Raw genomic sequence first — 19142 nt, forward strand, 5'->3', positions numbered from 1 at the left:
CGAAAATCCCGGCATTCCCCCAATGTCGGGATTTTCTTTTATATAGTCTTGAACATCACGATATGGGGAATGTTTTGTTCATCAAAAGGCGCACCATCGGTTACATACCCCAGAGATTCATAAAACCCCTGCGCCGTTCCGCGCGCGTGCATTGTAATGGTGCGAACATTATTTCCACGCGCATAATTTTCCGCGGCAAGAACAAGAACACGGCCAATCCCTTTTTTCTGCGCCCTTTCGGCAACAGCCATGCGTTTTAACTGGACCGTTGTTGGGTTGATCGGGTGCAATAGCAAGGTTCCAACAACATCATCCCCCTCCAGCGCGGCAAAATGAATGTCGTCAATTTCGGCGGCCAACTCATCCACCGTAAAATCCAACCCCAGCGGGGTTCGTAGAATAGCACGCCGCAAATCCGTAACGGCGTCGTAAAGCGGCGTGCCATGTTCAACAATCCTGACGGATATATCGGCCATTCTATTCAACGATAATCTTATACGCCTGCCCCGCGACAACTTTCGCTTCGCCATCCAGCCCGTTCAGGGTCAGGAAGCGTTCGACGGTGAAAGCGTCGGTTTTGGCCATTCTGGCCGACAGGCTGGCGATTGTGTCGCCGGATTTGGCCGTGACGGTTTTAATACGCAGCGGTTTGATGGATGATTTTTCGGCCTTGGTCATGGACCGCAGGCTGTAGCTTAGCTGCTTCATCCCATCGACCGTTGCAGAATCCGCCTTGGGCGGCCATGCCATTTGGAAACGATAGACGCGATTGGGCGACCATTGCACGGCCAGCAATTGCACCGTCATGATCTGATTGCCAATGCGGCCAGAAAATTGCCCCGTCGCGGCCGGTTTACCACCGATGCTGAGCGTTTCAACATTGGCCAATTGTTCCCCCCGCATCCATGACGTGGTCAGGAAGGTCAGCGGATCAACCCCCGCCGCATTCGCCGCCACATCAAACACAGCCACGGACCCCGCGGACGGATTGCGTACAATCACGGAATCCGGATTGTTGATGATGCTGTATCCATCCGGAGCCGTGAACGTCATGTCCAGATCCGGATGCCAGAACGTTGTCCCGCGAACAAAACCCTGCGATGCACTGTCACCATAGATGACATTATTGATGGCATTCATATAGGCATCGCGGTTGGTCAGCCCTTCATTGGGCGCATATTGCATGGCGATGTTTCGTGCATTCGCCACACGCTCCGCCGTTTGCGGGTGGGTGGAGAAATAGCTGAAGCTTTCGCCATTGCCGCCCTTGCCGTGCAGGCGCGCATCCAGCGCGGAATCCATCTGCAGGCTGGTCAGGAAGCGTGCCATGGCCCCGGTGTCATACCCGGCACGGTGCAGATAGCGAATACCCAGATCATCGGCCTGGCTTTCCTGCCCGCGGGAATAGGACGACAGATAAAGCTGGCTGCCAACATTCGCGGCATCGGCGGCGGTCTGGCTGTCTAGGGCAGCGGCCAGAACGGCGGCCCCCAGCGATGTGACAACGCCATGCGAATAACGTTCCGCCGTGTGGCGGCCCGTAATGTGTCCAACTTCGTGCGCCAGAACAGCAGCCAGTTCCGCCTCGGAATTGGCCAGTGCCAGAATGCCGCGTGTCACATACACGTACCCGCCCGGCAATGCGAACGCATTGACCACAGGCGTATCAAGGACAAAGAATTTATATTGAACGTCCGGGCGTTCGGTGTTGGCAGCCACTTTCTGGCCGACGCGGTTGACGTAAGCGCTCAATGCGGAATCGGACACCGTGCCGCCATATTGTTTCATGACCTTTTCATGTTCCTGCGCCCCGACGGATGCTTCCTGTTGCGGGGACATCAGCGCCGTGAACTGGCTTTCGCCCGTGGCCGGATTGGTGGAACAACCGGACATCATCGCCCCCAGCCCGATCATCAGGGCCACAGCACAGACAGACATAAAAACGGGCTTGAATTGCATCCGCATTGGGGCCACTCTCCTCATCATGAAAAACGCCGTTATTTTAGCCCTTTTGATCACGATTGCCACCCTGTTTACGGGGGCATCCGCCTGGGCCCAGACCGTCACGAAAATGGCGGATAATATGGGCAAAAATATGAACCAGAATGGGGCATCGTCCGCCCTGCCCCCGCAATCGTTCAGCCCGCTGGTCGAAACCGGTGCGGGCACGGTCGCGCTGGCCGTGGATGGCCTGCGCCTGACGCTGACCGATGGGCGGATTGTGGAATTATCCGGCATTGAAATTCCCGGCATGAATGAGATGGGGAATGCAGAACCCGGTAATTTTCCACTGCAGGCCAAGCAGGCGCTGGACCAGCTTTTCGGAAAAGATAAAGATATCATCCTGTACCAGACACGGGACAAGGACACGGGCCGCGTGAACCGCATGGGACACGTGTTGGCCCATGTCGTGCAGAAACCGGGCAATGTGTGGATTCAATCCTATCTGGTGCGACAGGGTTTGGCCCGCGTGGCCCCGACCCTGCGCAATCCGGAGCAAGCCGACGCGCTTTATAAAGCCGAACAACTGGCCCGTGACGAAAAGCGCGGGATCTGGGCTGACGGCTCAGCCTATGCCGTTTTGAAGACAACCGACCCCATCAACACCACGCCGCGTTTTATCGTGGCGGAAGGTCCCGTGGTGAAGGCCGCGATTGTCAATAACCGCGTCTATCTGAATTTCGGCGATGATTGGAAAAAGGATTTTTCCGTCGGGGTGGAACCGGATGTGCGCCGCGCCCTGGCCCGCGCCGGGATCGACCCGCTCCAGCTTCAGGGCAAGACTTTGCGCATACGTGGGTGGGTCCGGGACTATAACGGTCCCTTTATCGACCTTGAAACCCCCGCCCAAATTGAATTTCCGGACGGTTCAAAACCATTGCCTGCCCCCGGCGGGGCCTTTACAGTAGACGCACCGAAAAAACCCGAAACGGATACGGACAAAAACGCCCATGCCGGGATGGACCAAGATAGGCAAAACGACCAGCAAGCCCCCGCGCGTTCCGGCTCCATCCGCGAATGAGCGGCAGCCTCCGCCGCTGTTCGACCTCTATCCGCCGATTGCACCGTACTCCAGCGGTTTTCTGGCGGTGGATGACACGCACAATCTGTATTGGGAACAAAGCGGCAATCCCGATGGCGTGCCCATCGTTCTTCTGCATGGTGGTCCCGGCGCGGGCGCCACGCCGACACACCGCCGGTTTTTCGACCCGGCCCATTATCGCATTATAATTTTCGATCAACGCGGCGCGGGCCGATCCACGCCGCTGGGATGTACGCAGGACAACACCCTGTCCCACCTGGTCGACGATATTGAAAAACTGCGCGCGCGATTGAACATTGAACGCTGGCATATTTTCGGCGGGTCGTGGGGCAGCACGCTGGCCATGGCCTATGCCGCCGCCCATCCGAAACGCTGTATCAGCCTAATCCTGCGCGGCATCTTCCTGATGGAAGCGGATGAGGTGGAATGGTTTCTGTACGGCATGCGCATGATTTTCCCGGAAGCGTGGGAACGGTTTGTTTCGATCATTCCAGAGCATGAGCGCGGTGATTTGCTGAACGCCTATCACAGACGCCTGAACGGCGATGACAAAACCGTGCAGATGGAAGCGGCCTTGCGGTGGGCGTTGTATGAGGGAGCCTGCGCATCCCTGCTCCCACACCATGAAACATTGACCAGCGATGATCAGCGCAATCATGCGCTGGCGCTGGCCATACTGGAATGCCACTATTTCAAGCACAATGTCATTCCGCCGGATCAAAGCCTGATGAAATCGGTTTCCATCCTGCGCAACATTCCGACCACCATTGTGCATGGGCGGTATGATGTAATTTGCCCGATCCGCAAGGCGTATGATTTACATCTGATCTGGCCCGAAGCCGATTATGTCGTGGTGCCCGATGGCGGGCACTCGGCCATGGACCCCGCCATCCGATCCCGTTTGATCGAGGCGGTCGAACATGCAAAAACACTGCGTTAACCGTGATAGAGGAAAACAAAATGACATTTAAAACCATTCGCAACATTGATGTTAAAAACAAACGCGTATTATTGCGCGCCGATTTGAACGTGCCCGCCAAGGATGGTGTTGTGACCGACACCACCCGCATTGATCGTTTGAAACCCACCATTGATGCCCTGACCGCCGCAGGCGCAAAAGTCATCGTGCTGTCCCACTTTGGCCGCCCCAAAGGGGTCACACCGGAACTTTCCCTGCGCTTCCTTGTTCCCGCGCTGGAAAAATCATGGGGCCATGATGTGGATTTTGCCGATGATTGCATTGGCGCGAGCGTTGAAAAAATCATCGCTGATTTGCAGGCCGGGGAAATCCTGTTGCTGGAAAACGTACGGTTCCATGCGGGTGAGGAAAAGAACGATCCGGCCTTCACTGCCGCGCTGGCCAAGCTGGGCGATATCTATGTGAATGATGCGTTTTCCGCGGCCCACCGCGCCCACTCCTCAACCGAAGGGTTGGCGCACCATTTGCCCACTGCGGCCGGGTTGTTGATGGAAGCGGAACTGAACGCCCTGAACGCCGCGCTGGAAAGCCCGGAACGCCCCGTCGCCGCGATTGTCGGTGGCGCAAAGATTTCAACGAAGCTGGAATTGCTGGGCAATCTGGTGGAGAAAGCCGATCTGTTGATCCTCGGCGGCGGCATGGCGAACACATTCCTGCACGCTATGGGCGTCGACATGAAAAAATCACTGTGCGAACACGACATGGCGGAACAGGCCCGCGAAATTATCGAGAAAGCGGTGGATCGCCGTTGCGACCTGATCCTGCCCGTTGATGGCGTCTGGGCCACGGCCTTTGCCGCCAATGCCGAACACGGCACATGCGACATGGAATCCATCCCCGATGGCACCATGATTCTGGATGTGGGCCCGGCCAGTGTGGACATGCTGAAAAAACGCCTGCTGGATGTAAAAACCATCGTCTGGAACGGTCCGCTGGGCGCGTTCGAGGTTGAACCGTTTGACGCCGGCACGGTAGCGCTGGCCAAATTCGTTGCCGACCACACGGATCTGGGAACATTCATTTCCGTGGCCGGTGGCGGCGATACCGTTGCCGCACTGGAACATGCGGGCGTGACGGATAATTTCACCTATATCTCGACCGCTGGCGGTGCCTTCCTGGAGTGGATGGAGGGCAAGACGTTGCCCGGTGTTGCGGCCTTGAGCGCGAACAAGAAAGCGGCATAAAGAACAAAAAACCCCGGACATTCATCCGGGGTTTTTCATTTCCGTTTCAAGAGAAAATTGTTAGCGGCTCATGCCCATCATGCCCTGTGCCGATGTCACCGTCACTTTATCATAGGCACGAATGGCCGAGAGCAATTCGCTTTGATCAATAATGCGGTCCGCACTGCGTACACGCTGGGTCAGCATGTAAAAACGTGTCATGTCGGTTTTCTGCACACCCAAGGCCTTGCATGCAACGGCCAGACGATGGCCGCCCGCCTCGGACACCATGCCATGGATAGTCCGCACATCCATGCCTGCATATTCGGCAAACATGGCAATAAACGACGCATATTGGCCACGTTGCAGCGTGTCCATCATCGTATTGACGCTTAAACGGCCCTTTTCTTTATACGCCTTGGCCGCCGCAATCATGCTGGCACCGGGCATAAAGGCCGGCATATCCACCGGACGCGTGGCGGACGCAATCGCTTCGCCAAATTCCAGCATCACATCATCCACCGCATCCGCCGCCGGGCCGGCAAAGGCCCCGAAATAATCGCGGATGTAATGTTTCAGTTCGGCCCCAACAACGCTGTACAAACGGCGCGCAATATCTTCGGGCAATTCCTGACGCATCAGAAGTGGCTTGGCCAATTCTTCATGATCCGGCACCATTTCGCCGATCACGCTCATCGCATGAACGGGCAGATGGATCGCATCATTGCGCACCAGAACACCCGCCGTCGGCACATCACGCGTATCGGCCAGAACGTTGATCAATTGCTCGCTCATCCCCCGACGGCCCGCAATGGCCTGCCAGTAAGCGGATGTTTTCGCCTTGATGATGTACAGCAAATCCATATCGCTTAAGACGTTGCTTTTTTTCAGCACCGGGGCCGCGACAGAAATATCATCATTCGCCAAATGCAACGCAACACGCAACGGAACGCTGTCGATCACGGACAGGCGTTCGGACAATGCTTCGCGCAGGTCCTTTTCCGCCTGACGCATCAGGCTGATCAAAACATCGGAAATCAGTTCTTTTTCCCGCGGGGCCAATTCGGCCTCCAACAGGTCAGCGACCGCGCTGGTCAGCTCGGCCCGCGCCAGCGGCGTATCATCCGTGGCCAGTTCATAAAGCTTGTGGCTGTCATACAGGCGCACCAGAAGCGGCGCCACTTTTGGCGATTTTTCGAACAAACGCGAATCCATGAGTTCCCTCAACCCGATCATCACAAACACCTGCCTAAACGGCCTTTTCCGCCATGGAAAAAGCCTGTTTCACCGCCAAAAAACCAAGTATTTGTTTTGATTAACATTTTTGACTTGGCTGCCTGTTCCAACCTCTATCGGGCCGGATTCGGGCAACACACCCCACAGCCCCCAATCTGCGCCCAAAAGGTTTAGATTAGGTTAAATTGCGAATCCGCCCTGCCCTAAAGGATGTGGGCCAAAAAGGACATGCTTTCTTAAGCAATTCGGCTTAAGATAAGAGAGATTTGTATTTTCAATATTTAGGATTTGGGGACGCCTTATGGCCATTAACCCGCTCGGCAATTATGCCAGCCAACAGATCAACAACCCGTTCACCGCCCGCAGCGATGAACAGGCCCGGATCAATGACCGGGATCAGGACCGTCAGCGCGAAGCCACCGAAACCCGTCGTTCGGGGACCGAAGCCGCAGAAACGCAACAGTCCGAGGCCCGGAATAACGGGTCGAGCCAGAATCGGGATAACGAGGTGCGCCAAGCCGCAGACACACGGAGCGAAAGCACCCCACCCCGAAGCCAGGAACGCGGGAGTGTCCTGGACATCTCTGTCTAAGTGTCTTTCAAGTCTTAACTTGGGCTTTTACGCGGCGTCCTCTTCTGGACGCCGTTTTGTTTTCCCCTTTTTGTGCAACGCCACAGCCCTAGACACACCCAAACGGGCGCGGCACACTGCCCCGTATGACACAGGACAAGACAAAACACTGGGACCAGTACGGGGACTACCTCGCCCTCGATACACTGCTCGACATTCAAAAACCGTGGAGCGCGGATAAAGCCACGGGCGCATTCGCGCATGATGAAATGTTGTTCATCATTTTCCACCAGACCTATGAACTCTGGTTCAAACAAATCCTGTTTGAACTGGACGATGTTCAGGAACGGCTGGGCCGTCCGGTGGTGGATGATTGCGACATGCAGCCGATCGTCAAACATTTGCACCGCGTTGTTGAAATTCTGCGCTTGCTGGTGCGTCAACTGGATATCCTCGAAACCATGACGCCGCAGGATTTCACCGATTTCCGTGATCATTTGAAAACCGCGTCCGGGTTCCAGAGTTTGCAATTCCGCCTGATTGAAACGCGCCTCGGCCTGCGCCGTGAGGACCGGCTGCTGTTCAATCAATGCCAATATGATACGGGCTACTGCCCCGCATCCCAAACCGCCATTCATACGGCGGAACATGAAACCACCCTGTTCGACCAGATTGACAAATGGCTGGCCCGCACGCCGTTTGTCGACCGGGATGATTATAAATTCTGGGATTCATACCGTGCCGCCGTTCACACCATGCTGGATGGCCGTGAAGCCATGGCCCGTCAGAGCATTGATGGCGAATTGCTCGACCGCGAACTGGCCGCCATTGCCCGCAACCGGACAAAATTCGACAGCATCTTTAACAAGGATGCGGATACATCATCCTCCCAATCTTCTTCGTGGCGCTTGTCATGGCGCGCGTTACAGGCGGCGTTGTTCATAACCGTTTATAAAACCGAACCCGCATTGCAGGGCCCGGCCAGCCTGTTGGGCCATATCATGGATATTGACGCCGCCATGTCGCAATGGCGGTACCGCCATGCGTTGATGGTTCAGCGCATGGTCGGCATGAATGTCGGCACCGGCGGGTCGGCCGGATATGGGTATTTGATGCAGACATTGGAAAAGCACCGCATTTTCACGGATCTTTTCGCCCTCTCCACCTACCTGATCCCCAGCCACGCGCGTCCGCCGTTGCCGCAAACGATCAGCAACCAGATGGGATATCGCTATGGCACCACGGGATAACATCATGATGTCCGATTTTCGCAAATTATTCGGCACCGCCTTGGCCATGAACGCCAACAAGCTGCATTTCGCGGCACACAGCCACCATCTCTGGCCCGATTGCACCCGCACCGCGCAAACGCGCTATTGGGGTTTATCGGCATCCATGGCCGATAATAAATGGGACGTGATTTTCAACACGGTCATTCCAACGGCGCAGGGGCATGTGGCCCGCATCCTGAACCTGCCCGATCCGCGCACGATTGGCTTTGCGCCCAACACGCATGAATTTATCAATCGGTTGATCTCGGCCCTGCCATCACACCCGCATATCATCACAACGGACAGCGAATTTCACAGCCTGACCCGGCAATTAAAACGGCTGGAAGAAGATGGGTTGATTACCGTCACCCGCGTTCCATCCGAGCCGTTCCATTCTTTCACCGACCGCATGATTGAGGCCGTGAAATCAACACCCGCCGCCATGGTGTTTTTCAGCCATGTGTTTTTCAATTCTGCCTACGCCGTGCCCGACTTAAAAAAGATTGTCGATGCCGTGCCGGACAAAGACACGCTGGTGGTGATTGACGGCTATCACGGCTTTATGGCCCTGCCCACCGACCTGTCGATGATCGCGGACCGCGCGTTCTATCTGGCGGGCGGGTATAAATATGCGATGGCGGGCGAAGGATGCTGTTTCCTGCATTGCCCGCCGGGCTATGCCATGCGCCCGCGCAATACCGGATGGTTTGCGGATATGGGATCGTTGGAAGCGCGTCAGGGCGATGATGTCCCCTATTCCACCGACGGATTCCGGTTCTGGGGCGCGACGTTTGATCCGTCGGGCCTATACCGTTTGAATGCGGTGATGGAGATGCTGAATGATCTGAATGTTGGCGTCGCCGATATTCACGCCCATGTCATGGCATTGCAGGACCAGTTTCTGGAATCGTTGAAGAAACGTCCCGGCACACTGATTTCGCCGGTGGATACACCAACGCGCGGACACTTCCTGACCTTTGAAACCGACCGCGCCGCGGATTTTGCACAAAAACTGCAAGATTTGGGCGTCGTCACCGACCATCGCGGCACGCGTTTGCGCTTTGGATTTGGGCTGTATCATGTGGCGGATGATGTTGAACGGCTGGTCACCGTTCTGAACACCGTTATCCGTTAATATCCTACTGGAACGCCACTTCGTTGAACGAGCGTAATTTCCGGCTGTGTAACCGCTCTGGCCCGTATTCCCGCAGCATCGCCATGGCCAGAAGGCCAATCTGCAAATGTTGGTCCACGCGGTCGCGGTAGAACTTGTCGGCCATGCCCGGCAATTTTAATTGCCCATGCAACGGACGATCCGATACGCACAGCAAGGTGCCATACGGCACACGGAAACGGAAACCGTTGGCGGCAATGGTGCCGGATTCCATATCCAGCGCAATCGCGCGGCTCTGGCTCAGGCGCAAATTCTGGCGCAAGGTCGGACGCAATTCCCAGTTCCGGTCATCGACCGTGGCCACGGTGCCCGTGCGCATGATTTTCTTCAGATCATAACCCTGCAACCCCGTGACATGTTCCACGGCGCGTTCCAGCGAAATCTGAATTTCCGACAGGGCCGGAATTGGAATGGACGGGTGCAAATCGCGATACAGAACATTGTCTTCGCGCAGATAACCGTGCGCCAGAACATAATCGCCCAGCGATTGCGAATTTCGCAGACCCGCACAATGCCCCAGCATCAGCCACGCATGCGGACGCAACACGGCCACATGGTCGGTGATGGTTTTAGCGTTGGACGGACCAACACCAATATTGATCATGGTGATCCCCGAACCGTCTTTGCGTTTCAGGTGATAGGCCGGCATTTGCGGCATGCGCGTCAACGGCAGGCCCGGATCATCGCTTTCACCCGGATCGGCCATGTTTTTATTGGTGGTGATGCGGTTGCCCGGTTCAACGAACGATGAATATTCCAACCGTTCGGCGCGCAATTCCGGATTATCCGTCGGTGCCATGATGTCACGGCAAATGCGTACGAACTGATCAATGTAGAATTGATAGTTGGTGTAGATCACATAGTTTTGAAAGTGCCGTGCATTCGTGCCCGTGTAGTGGCGCAGGCGCATAATGCTGAGATCGATGCGCGGCGCGTTAAACAGCGACAGCGGCGCGTCATGCCCCGGTTTTGTTTCGTGGGTGCCGTTGGCAACCTCGTCATCCATCAAATCCAGATTGGGCTGGTCGAACAGATTGGACATCGCATTGATCTGCTCCGCCGACAAATCGCGTTCCAGGTGGAAATCTTCACCCAGGGCGAAGTGAATTGGAATGGGCGTATCACTGACACCGATTTCAATCGGTTCATGATGGTTCAGGAACAACAGGCGCAATTGTTCCATCAGGTAATGATCGAAAATATCCGGGCGCGTGATGGTGGTTGAATAATGCCCGGGGCGCGGCACAAAACCGTAAGACAGGCGCGTATCCGCCCGCGTCGCCGTTTCGGTCGTCACCCGAATATACGGGTAGCACGCCGAAATGCGATGCTTCGGCATATGGCCATCCGCAAAAGCGAAGAAACTTTCCCGCAACCATGTGACGTTGGCGTCATAAATCTCACAAATCGCGGCAAACGCGCTTTGTGCATCATTGAATTTGCGGGGCTTAAAAGAACGAGGACCTTTTGACATGCTTAATTCTTACTCATTTTTATTGTTTTTTCAAGGGACTAGCCAGAAACACCACGGTTTCCGCCGTTCTTTATACCCCAACCCCCACCAATGACCGCGCATAGGCATCCGGGTGGAAGGGTTGCAAATCCTCCGCCTGCTCGCCCACACCCACGGCAATGATCGGCAAGCCGAAGCGGTCGGCCAGACCGACAACCACGCCACCTTTGGCGGACCCATCCAGTTTCGTCACCACCAGTGCATTCACATCAACCATATCGCGGAACGTTTCCACCTGCGCATGCGCGTTCTGACCCGTCGTGGCATCCAGAACCAGAATGACCGCATGCGGCAGATTTTCATCGTGCTTGCGCAAGACGCGAATAATCTTCTGCAACTCATCCATCAAGTTTTTCTTGTTGTGCAAACGGCCTGCGGTGTCGATGAACAAAACATCGGCCCCTTCCGCCTTCGCCGTCGCATACGCCTCATACGCCACAGCGGCAGAATCCGCACCAATATCGCGGGCAACAATACCGCCGCCTGCACGCTCCGCCCAGATTTTCAGCTGTTCCGTCGCCGCCGCGCGGAACGTATCGCCCGCGGCCAGCATCACGCGCTTGCCTTCACGTTTATGCAGGTTATAAGCCAGCTTTCCGATGGTTGTGGTTTTACCAACACCGTTCACACCGCAGACCAGAACGGTAAACGGCCCCGTATCGCGACGGGAAAAATCAATCGGTTTATTCACGGGTTCCAAAATACGGGCGATCACATCGGCCAGCGCCGCGCGAATTTCATCGCCGTCCATATCCTTGCCAAAACGCCCCTCGGCAAATTCGGTCACAATGCGTGATGCGGTTTTGGGCCCCAGATCGGCGGTGATCAACACCTCCTCCAGCTGGTCGATCATATCCTGATCCAGCTTGCGCTTGGTCACCAGATCGGTCAGCCCTTGCGTAATCTTGCTGGTGGATTTGCCCAGCCCGCCGACCAGACGGCTCACCCAGCCACCGGAAGATTGATCTTCGGCACCAACCGGCTCAACGACGTGTGCGGGTTGAGGTTCTACAGGCGCAACAGGAACCGGAGCATCAGCCTGCGGCTGCGCTTCATCGGTTACGTGCGTTTCGTCTTTCTTCTTCCGCCAGAAAATCATGGTTTTTTCCGTTGTTTTTGATGCCAACGGTTTACCGCATCCATGGCCGGACAGCAAGAATAGGACGCTTTTATTTTTCGTAATAATAGCCGGGCGTTTGGCGCTATTTTTCCAACTGCGCCACTTTATCCCGCACCCGGCAATCCCGCAGCGCCTTGCCGGAGCGCTCATATTCCGCCGGGGTATCGACCAGATGGTTGCGGCGGTCCATTTCCTCGCTGGCCAGTTCGGTGAAATACACCTGAATAAAATCATCTATCCCCGTCTTCATCGTTTCAAAATGCGGGCGGATTTTATCATGGGGCAGATAGGCATTCCCCTCCATCTCGCGGATGATGGCGGGTAAATCCCTGCGCATTTTTTCAACGGCGGCCTTGACCACATCAACATTGGTTGTGTGATGTTTTAATTCGTGCATTTGAATTTCATTAAACGCACATGTTCCGATCTGGTAGTCAGACGGAATATAAATCAGCGTGCGATAGAAAATATTGACTTCAATTTGCCTGAAATACGGGCATTGGTACCCGCCATAGGGGCCGTATGATTTGCTGAACATTGACGCGCGGCTGGTCATGGCCAAGCCACCATGCGCCTGCCCCTTGGTTACAAATTGCGACGGCTTGTAAACCGAAGTTAAACCGTTGCGGGCCAACCATTCCGCCGTTGATTTTCCGCCATCACGATTCAGCCACGCAATCGAACGGGACAAATCGTAAATTGGTTCTTCTTCCAGTGTGAGATTGATTTTAATGGCGGTCTGCCCGGGTTTGTTGGCGTGGCATCCCTTGCGGTCGGAAAACACCTCCTGCGCCGATGCGGGCGGCGCGACCATCATGGCCGCGCACACACACGCCAAAATCGACAACCCCCGAAAGATCAAAACGTGCCCCCATCAATCAATACAATCGAAAGTATTGCCCGACAGGGATGAACGAACCGTTAAAGCACCCAGATCAAAGAAAAACCACCATGCCATTACGGCTCCGGCGTATATCCCATTTTCACGCACAACTCACCAACGACCTGCTCGCGTACTTCGCCCTCTTTGTCCTCTACTTCGCTGGCGCGGATTTCGCCATTCTGAACCATCTGGCGCAAACGCTGATCCGAAATCCGGATCGCATCATAAGATGACCAGTTCGCAACAACACATCCAACATGGCTGCCAAATTCCAGGTCGTCGGCCAGAGCCGACACACCAACAACATTTCCAGCCATTACAAACGCACACATCAGTTTTTTCATTTTATACTCCATCATTAACGCAACATGTTTTGGTCTTACGGCTTGTATCCCATACCCATGCACACTTCGCGCACAACATTGGTATGAACATCGTCTTTCATATCGTTTTTCTGACTATCGCGAATGACGCCCTGGCGGACCATGTCATTCAAACGATTTTGCGTCATTTTCAGAACCTTGTCTGAACCGCTTTCACCAAAGGTGCAGGACAGGAAATTTCCGTTGTACTTGTCAACTGGCGCTTTTGGCTTGGCATTAAATTCTTCCGTGCACATAACGGAAATCACCTTATTGCGCGCGCGACTTTCTAGCCCCGGAACAGTTTCCGGCGTCGCGCCCTGTTCAGCCAGATCGTCCATCAGATACGACAATTGCAAGTCAACTTCATCGCTGTGATAAATGCGGTTAAAGCATGCATTCATAAAATCATGGCTCGTTTTTTTTCCATCGCCATATTCGTTGCGCCAACAAAGCCTACCAGCGCAAACGCACCAACCAATTTTTTCATCGTATATCACTCCATATAAACAAAGGTCGCGCTTGATACACCAGCGCGACCCCGTTATGCAAACTTAAAATCTATGCTTAAGCCTATCGTGGGCTGAACGGCGCACGACGCAGGATGGCATCCCCTTGTTCTACAAGGACTTGCTGCACCTGGAACAGGCGCTTGTCCCCGATCTGGCACGGGCCAAACCGATACAGGCTGCAATTGCCGATTTCCTTCATGCCATGGAATGTCTTTGTGATCTGCGCCAGGGCATAGAACAATCCACCATGGGCCACCACCAGCGGCGGGGATTGAACGTCCAGGGCACTGGCCTCATCCTGCATTTGTCCCAACGCCATCAGAACGCGGCGCATATAGGCCTGTTGCGTTTCGCCATCCTGCGGTTCGTCCCCGCGTTCAAACTGTTCGCGCAGGACGTAATATTTCTGCTTGTTCCACGACCCCAACCCCTGCTCGCGCAGATCATAGATCATGTGAACATCGGCACCGATTTCCGCAGCAACAATGCTGGCGGTTTTAAACGCGCGCTGCAGCGGGCTTGAAAAAATAACGGTCGGCTTGTTATCCATCGTCAGAATGGTCTGCGCCAGCGCATACGCCTGCTCGCACCCCTTATCGGTCAGCGGCACATCCCATTCACATCCGGCGACGCGGTTAAAACGGTTGGCTTTGCTTTCGCCGTGGCGGGCCATGTAAAATGGTGCGGAAAACGCACGATCCAGTTTCATTGATTCACTTCCTCTATTTTTTACGCAACGCGACCGATGAGATATTGCCCATCGACACGTTCGATTTTTACGGTGACCAGTGTCCCTGCATCAAATGAACCATCCGCCAGCTTAACCTCGGCGAATTGTTCGGTGCGGCCCATATTATCTTTTTCCATCAGGACAGTGCGCACCGTGCCCACCTGATGTTGTAAAAATTTCTGCATCTGGCGCTCACCCGCTTCGCGCAATTGCGCGGCACGGTCTTTACGCACCTGCTTGTCCACCTGCGGCATCTTGGCCGCCGGGGTGCCGGGGCGTTCCGAATACGGGAAGACGTGCAGGAACGTCAGATCGCATTCATCAACAATGCGCAGCGTATTCGCAAACATCTCATCCGTTTCGGTCGGGAAACCGGCGATAATATCCGCGCCGAACACCATATCAGGGCGCAAGGTCCGCGCGCGGTTGCACATATCAATGGCATCGGCACGCAAATGGCGACGTTTCATGCGTTTCAAAACCATGTCATCCCCCGCCTGCAAACTAACATGCAGATGCGGCATCAAACGCGGTTCTTCGGCAATCAAACGCCACAAATCATCGTCAATTTCCACCGGGTCCAGTGACGACAAACGCAAGCGCGGCAAATCCGGCACCAGGGCCAGAACGCGGCGGATCATCTGCCCCAACGTGGGCGACCCCGGAAGGTCGGGACCATAGGACGTCACATCCACCCCGGTCAAAACGATTTCGCGAAACCCTGCTTTGACCAAATGGCGGGTCTGCTCAACGATTTCGCCAATGGGCACGGAGCGGGAATTGCCGCGTCCATAAGGGATAATGCAAAACGTGCAGCGGTGGTCACAGCCATTTTGCACCTGCAGGAACGCGCGCGTCTGTCCCTCGAACCCATCGACCAGATGGCTGGCGGTTTCGCGCACGGCCATGATGTCGTTCACCACAACCTTCTCCGCCGGCGGCGCGCCCCATGTTTCGGCTTGCAGTTTCAGGTCGTTGCCGATGACTTGATCCACCTCGGGCATGCCGCCGAAACTGGCCGGATCAATCTGCGCGGCACAGCCGGTGACAATAATGCGGGCATTCGGGTTATCGCGCCGGGCGCGGCGAATGGCTTGGCGGGCCTGACGTTCGGCCTCTTTGGTCACGGCACAGGTATTAAAGATAATTGCGTCTTCAATCCCGGCATTTTTGGCATGGGTGCGCATCACCTCGCTCTCGTAAGTATTGAGGCGACAGCCAAAAGTGACGATTTCCGGGTCTTTTTTACCGTGCATGATTACTTTGCATTTTATGAAGTTGCCCCCTTTTGACCATAGATGACCCCCGAATTTCAATAAAATTCCATATCTTCCCCACATTTGGGGGAGATAATGGAATCATGGGCAAATCCCAAGGGAGATCGCGATGATTTTTGACAACCCGTATATCAAGGACGCGCATCTGGCTTTTGTGGTCGATCATTTTGGCCGCACGGTGCCTGTGCTGGTGATTGAAACGACTGTGGACCTGCCTGAGTCCATGGATGAGGTCAAGGATCATCCGACCCTGGAGCTCATTGAAATGCTGGCAGAATTACAAAGTTTTGCCACCTATGACGACCGGGCCGAATTTCGGCAGGTCCGTGTGATCAGCCCCCATATGATCCACCCGGATGCCGGTCATGCGTAACCCTCTCCTTTCCTAGGTTTCTGCGTACCCGAATACCCGAACCCCCCGTTTCCGGGCCAGCCACCCCACCCGATCCGATCCCCGTTGGCTGGCCCGGGCTTTTTTTCAAAAAAAACCGGATAAGCGCCCCCTTTTATTTGACATATTACCAACCCCCTGCTAGGCTCCCCATGAAAAATGAGTGAGGAGCCATCTTGGGCGCGTTTCGGGAATTTCATCCTTCGCTGGATCATCTTCTGGTCCGTCCGGTTTTTATCACCGAGGCGGCCCCGATCCGCACGGCCCCCCGCCGCCTGAACCTGGCCTTTAACGGCGCCGCGTGGAACACGCACGGTTTCTTACAAGATCAAACCAACTGTTACGCCTATGCCCTGAACTGCCCAGAGGCCGGATGGGCCATCCCCGGGCAACTGGCCGGACACAAACGCAACGCACCCGCGAATATGCACGTATCCGTTCGCACCATTCGCAACCGTCTGGTAAAAGACGGGTTGATCGCGATCAGCGAACAACAGGCCCTGTCCGGAAAATTTCACGCCATTGCCGTCGTCATTACGCCGAACCGCGATTGTCATTTTTACCGCCGCGACATTGATGGGACTTGGTCGGACAAAGGCGGACGCGACATGGCCGCCCGCAACCCCACCATCACCATTCCATCGCGCGACGCACTGAACCAGAAACATTTGAAATTTGGCGGATATTACGCCGTGCCGCCACACGGCATTCAATACCGCCCACGTTTGCGTATCCCTGAACCTTTATTACAGCTTTTCGGGTAACACACATGCCATATGATGGATATAACGACCGCGAACTGAACGATATGATCCGCCCGATCCACCATCTGGATTCGGATTTAACGAATGTGTGTTTCCCCACACCCCATCGCGCCTTTAACGGCGCCGCGTGGGTGGCCTATCCAAAACTGCAACAGAATACGAATTGTTATTGCTACGCGCTTGGCGTACCCGATATGGGCAACGCACAGCCCGGCGACCTGATTTATTCCGAGCCCAGCTATAGCGACGTTGGCGAAGGATTCACCATCTTTAATGAAGAAGATATCCGCGACCGCATCGCATCCGACGGATTGATTATGATTTCAGAAGAAGAAGCCCTGTCCGGCAACGTTCACGCCATTGCCATGACCGTGGCCACAGATGATGATTTTCATTTCTTCCTGCGCGATGCGGACGGCACATGGTCGGATAAAATGGGGTGCAAGGCGGTACAGAAAAACCCGCACATCACCATTCCGTCCAAGCACGCCTTAACCGACCGCTACAGAAAATTCGCCGGGTATTATACGATTCCCGCGCAAGGAATTGATTACACGCCGCGCTTGTCGATACCGGCCCCGATTTTACGGTTGTTTTAGGCCGCCATTTCGCCCGCAAACACATCCGTCGCGGCTCCGGTCATCAGGATATGACCGTCATCTTCGCGGATATGGAAGAACAGCGACCCACCATCCAGCACGACCTCAACATCGCGCCCGATCAGACCACGGCGCAAGGCAGCGGCCGCCGTTGCGCACGCCCCGGACCCACAGGCCTGCGTCACACCCGTGCCGCGTTCCCATACACGCATGCGGATCTTGGTGGGGGAAATCACTTGCGCAAATTCAACGTTGGTTCGCTGCGGGAACATGGCGTGGCGCTCGACCGACGGGCCCAGATGTTCGATGCTCAATTCCTCGACATTGTTCACAAAGAACACACAGTGCGGGTTGCCCATGTTAATCGCCACCGGATCGGACAGCGTATCGCCATCACCAATCCCCAGATGCAGCGTGTCACGTTCCTCCGATAACGGAATTTCATTCCATGCCGTGCGCGGCGCGCCCATATCCACGGTGACCAGACCGCCATCGGCCATATGCGCGGGCAAAATGCCGGACACGGTTTCGATGACGCAAGCCCCCTTGCCGCTTTCATCCATCAGCACCTTGGCCACACACCGCGTACCATTGCCGCACGCCCCGGCCTCGGACCCATCGGGGTTATAGATGCGCATGAAAATATCGGTGCCCGGCGTTTTGGGCGACTCCATCACCATCACCTGATCGCACCCGATCCCCCGGCGGCGATCCGCCAGCGTCCGCGCCAAATCCGGGCCAACAGTCATTTTCCCGTCCCGAACATCCAGAACGACAAAATCATTACCCAGACCGTGCATTTTGCGGAATTTTAAAGCCATGAAGGGACCCCGTGATTATTCAAAAGACTTCAAAGGTCATAGCACAAACAGACGGGGGAAAGGAAGGCGCCGCCTTATTGATATACCCTCCACATCTGGATATGATCCAGCATGGAACTTTGGTCTATTTATTTAAAAATTTGGCATTGGGCATATCTTTTCAGCGTGCCGATCATTATTTTTTCGGCGGGCAAAGAATCGCCAGCATGGTTGAAATCAGGGCGCTTGCTATTTTCAATCGCCCTTTTACCTATCCTGACAATTCCCGCTAATTACGCCAGAACGCAAACAACACAAAATTTCAGCAGCCACGATTACAATTGCTGGATTTACGATCTTTACGCGCTCCTCCTTATTGCAGGAATTTCTGTCATTTATACAGGCTGGTGGGAATTGGTATGGCGCATTTTGAACAAACAGATGCACTGGACCAGTAAAAATGACTTTACGCATAACATCACCAGCAACATCGTAATTTTTATATCAGGCTTTATAACACTTAATTTTGCACTGATCGCGTTGGGTTATAAACACAGCGCCAATCTGGCGTTTGATGTTTTTTGGGCCATCCGAAAATTTATTTACTTTGAAATTGTACCCTCAGTTTGCTGATCTAATCATGCCCGCACCAGATCAGGCCCCACGGTCACTTTACCGTCCCACACATCTATATTGATGGGGGAGAGGAAGGTGCTGATCGATTTGCTGTTACGCACCTATATACACCTTCAGC

The 19142-nt window shown here is 54.9% G+C and carries 21 protein-coding genes; 10 read left to right on the forward strand and 11 right to left on the reverse strand.

Features of this window, described 5'->3' with window-relative positions; all coding sequences use genetic code 11:
- Positions 1–38 precede the first annotated feature (38 nt).
- Together A11S_RS06825 and A11S_RS06830 are read right to left on the reverse strand one after the other, a co-directional pair.
- Complete coding sequence (locus A11S_RS06825) at positions 39–476, reverse strand: GNAT family N-acetyltransferase (RefSeq protein ID WP_015467770.1); 438 nt, start codon at positions 474–476, stop codon at positions 39–41.
- A gap of 1 nt (position 477) precedes the next feature.
- On the reverse strand, positions 478–1965 hold the full coding sequence (locus A11S_RS06830) for a M48 family metalloprotease (RefSeq protein WP_015467771.1): 1488 nt from the start codon (positions 1963–1965) through the stop codon (positions 478–480).
- Between the two features lie 19 nt (positions 1966–1984).
- Between A11S_RS06830 and A11S_RS06835 the strand changes: the two genes are divergently transcribed.
- The 3 genes from A11S_RS06835 to A11S_RS06845 are packed head-to-tail and all read left to right on the forward strand — an operon-like array spanning position 1985 to position 5206.
- Positions 1985–3022 (forward strand): thermonuclease family protein, encoded by a 1038-nt coding sequence (locus A11S_RS06835; RefSeq protein WP_015467772.1) that lies wholly within the window; start codon positions 1985–1987, stop codon positions 3020–3022.
- The gene (gene pip, locus A11S_RS06840) at positions 2952–3983 is read left to right on the forward strand and encodes a prolyl aminopeptidase (protein WP_235067430.1); all 1032 of its coding nucleotides are present in this window, start codon (positions 2952–2954) and stop codon (positions 3981–3983) included. The genes A11S_RS06835 and pip overlap by 71 nt, the downstream gene beginning before the upstream one ends.
- A gap of 20 nt (positions 3984–4003) precedes the next feature.
- Complete coding sequence (locus A11S_RS06845; RefSeq protein ID WP_015467774.1) at positions 4004–5206, forward strand: phosphoglycerate kinase; 1203 nt, start codon at positions 4004–4006, stop codon at positions 5204–5206.
- Positions 5207–5266: 60 nt separating this feature from the next.
- Here the strand turns inward: A11S_RS06845 and A11S_RS06850 are convergent, their stop codons facing one another.
- On the reverse strand, positions 5267–6400 hold the full coding sequence (locus tag A11S_RS06850) for a DUF2336 domain-containing protein (RefSeq protein ID WP_015467775.1): 1134 nt from the start codon (positions 6398–6400) through the stop codon (positions 5267–5269).
- Between the two features lie 322 nt (positions 6401–6722).
- Here A11S_RS06850 and A11S_RS06855 point away from each other — a divergent pair, with 322 nt between their 5' ends.
- The 3 genes from A11S_RS06855 (at position 6723) to A11S_RS06865 (ending at position 9398) form a co-directional block, all read left to right on the forward strand.
- Positions 6723–7013: a hypothetical protein gene (locus A11S_RS06855; protein ID WP_015467776.1), complete on the forward strand. Its 291-nt coding sequence runs from the start codon at positions 6723–6725 to the stop codon at positions 7011–7013.
- Between the two features lie 125 nt (positions 7014–7138).
- The gene (locus tag A11S_RS06860; RefSeq protein WP_015467777.1) at positions 7139–8242 is read left to right on the forward strand and encodes a tryptophan 2,3-dioxygenase family protein; all 1104 of its coding nucleotides are present in this window, start codon (positions 7139–7141) and stop codon (positions 8240–8242) included.
- Between the two features lie 4 nt (positions 8243–8246).
- Positions 8247–9398 (forward strand): aminotransferase class V-fold PLP-dependent enzyme, encoded by a 1152-nt coding sequence (locus A11S_RS06865; RefSeq protein WP_051054918.1) that lies wholly within the window; start codon positions 8247–8249, stop codon positions 9396–9398.
- Between the two features lie 4 nt (positions 9399–9402).
- Here A11S_RS06865 and A11S_RS06870 read toward each other — a convergent pair whose 3' ends face one another.
- From A11S_RS06870 to mtaB, 7 genes are all read right to left on the reverse strand, one after another.
- Entirely contained in the window at positions 9403–10911 is a 1509-nt protein-coding gene (locus A11S_RS06870) for an AMP nucleosidase (RefSeq protein ID WP_015467779.1), read from the reverse strand.
- Positions 10912–10981: 70 nt separating this feature from the next.
- Entirely contained in the window at positions 10982–12049 is a 1068-nt protein-coding gene (gene ftsY / locus A11S_RS06875) for a signal recognition particle-docking protein FtsY (RefSeq protein ID WP_081604790.1), read from the reverse strand.
- A 103-nt stretch (positions 12050–12152) separates the two neighbouring features.
- Positions 12153–12887, reverse strand: coding sequence for a hypothetical protein (locus A11S_RS06880; RefSeq protein WP_235067432.1), 735 nt, complete (start codon positions 12885–12887; stop codon positions 12153–12155).
- A 140-nt stretch (positions 12888–13027) separates the two neighbouring features.
- Complete coding sequence (locus A11S_RS06885) at positions 13028–13297, reverse strand: hypothetical protein (protein WP_015467782.1); 270 nt, start codon at positions 13295–13297, stop codon at positions 13028–13030.
- Between the two features lie 35 nt (positions 13298–13332).
- Entirely contained in the window at positions 13333–13719 is a 387-nt protein-coding gene (locus tag A11S_RS06890) for a hypothetical protein (RefSeq protein ID WP_015467783.1), read from the reverse strand.
- Between the two features lie 169 nt (positions 13720–13888).
- Positions 13889–14536 (reverse strand): histidine phosphatase family protein, encoded by a 648-nt coding sequence (locus tag A11S_RS06895; RefSeq protein ID WP_015467784.1) that lies wholly within the window; start codon positions 14534–14536, stop codon positions 13889–13891.
- Positions 14537–14556: 20 nt separating this feature from the next.
- On the reverse strand, positions 14557–15813 hold the full coding sequence (gene mtaB, locus A11S_RS06900) for a tRNA (N(6)-L-threonylcarbamoyladenosine(37)-C(2))-methylthiotransferase MtaB (RefSeq protein ID WP_015467785.1): 1257 nt from the start codon (positions 15811–15813) through the stop codon (positions 14557–14559).
- 130 nt (positions 15814–15943) lie between these two features.
- Here mtaB and A11S_RS06905 point away from each other — a divergent pair, with 130 nt between their 5' ends.
- The 3 genes from A11S_RS06905 (at position 15944) to A11S_RS06915 (ending at position 17588) form a co-directional block, all read left to right on the forward strand.
- Entirely contained in the window at positions 15944–16207 is a 264-nt protein-coding gene (locus A11S_RS06905) for a hypothetical protein (protein ID WP_015467786.1), read from the forward strand.
- Positions 16208–16401: 194 nt separating this feature from the next.
- Positions 16402–16989 (forward strand): hypothetical protein, encoded by a 588-nt coding sequence (locus A11S_RS06910; protein WP_015467787.1) that lies wholly within the window; start codon positions 16402–16404, stop codon positions 16987–16989.
- A gap of 5 nt (positions 16990–16994) precedes the next feature.
- Positions 16995–17588 carry a hypothetical protein gene (locus tag A11S_RS06915; RefSeq protein WP_015467788.1) on the forward strand — a complete coding sequence of 198 codons (594 nt, stop codon included), beginning with the start codon at positions 16995–16997 and terminating at the stop codon, positions 17586–17588.
- Here A11S_RS06915 and dapF read toward each other — a convergent pair.
- The gene (gene dapF / locus A11S_RS06920; RefSeq protein WP_015467789.1) at positions 17585–18409 is read right to left on the reverse strand and encodes a diaminopimelate epimerase; all 825 of its coding nucleotides are present in this window, start codon (positions 18407–18409) and stop codon (positions 17585–17587) included. The two genes, A11S_RS06915 and dapF, sit on opposite strands and share 4 nt — an antisense overlap.
- 111 nt (positions 18410–18520) lie before the next feature.
- Here dapF and A11S_RS06925 point away from each other — a divergent pair, with 111 nt between their 5' ends.
- Positions 18521–19021, forward strand: coding sequence for a hypothetical protein (locus A11S_RS06925; protein ID WP_041802551.1), 501 nt, complete (start codon positions 18521–18523; stop codon positions 19019–19021).
- Positions 19022–19142: the final 121 nt, after the last annotated feature.

The organism is Micavibrio aeruginosavorus EPB (assembly GCF_000348745.1).
GTDB classification, from domain to species: domain Bacteria; phylum Pseudomonadota; class Alphaproteobacteria; order Micavibrionales; family Micavibrionaceae; genus Micavibrio; species Micavibrio aeruginosavorus_A.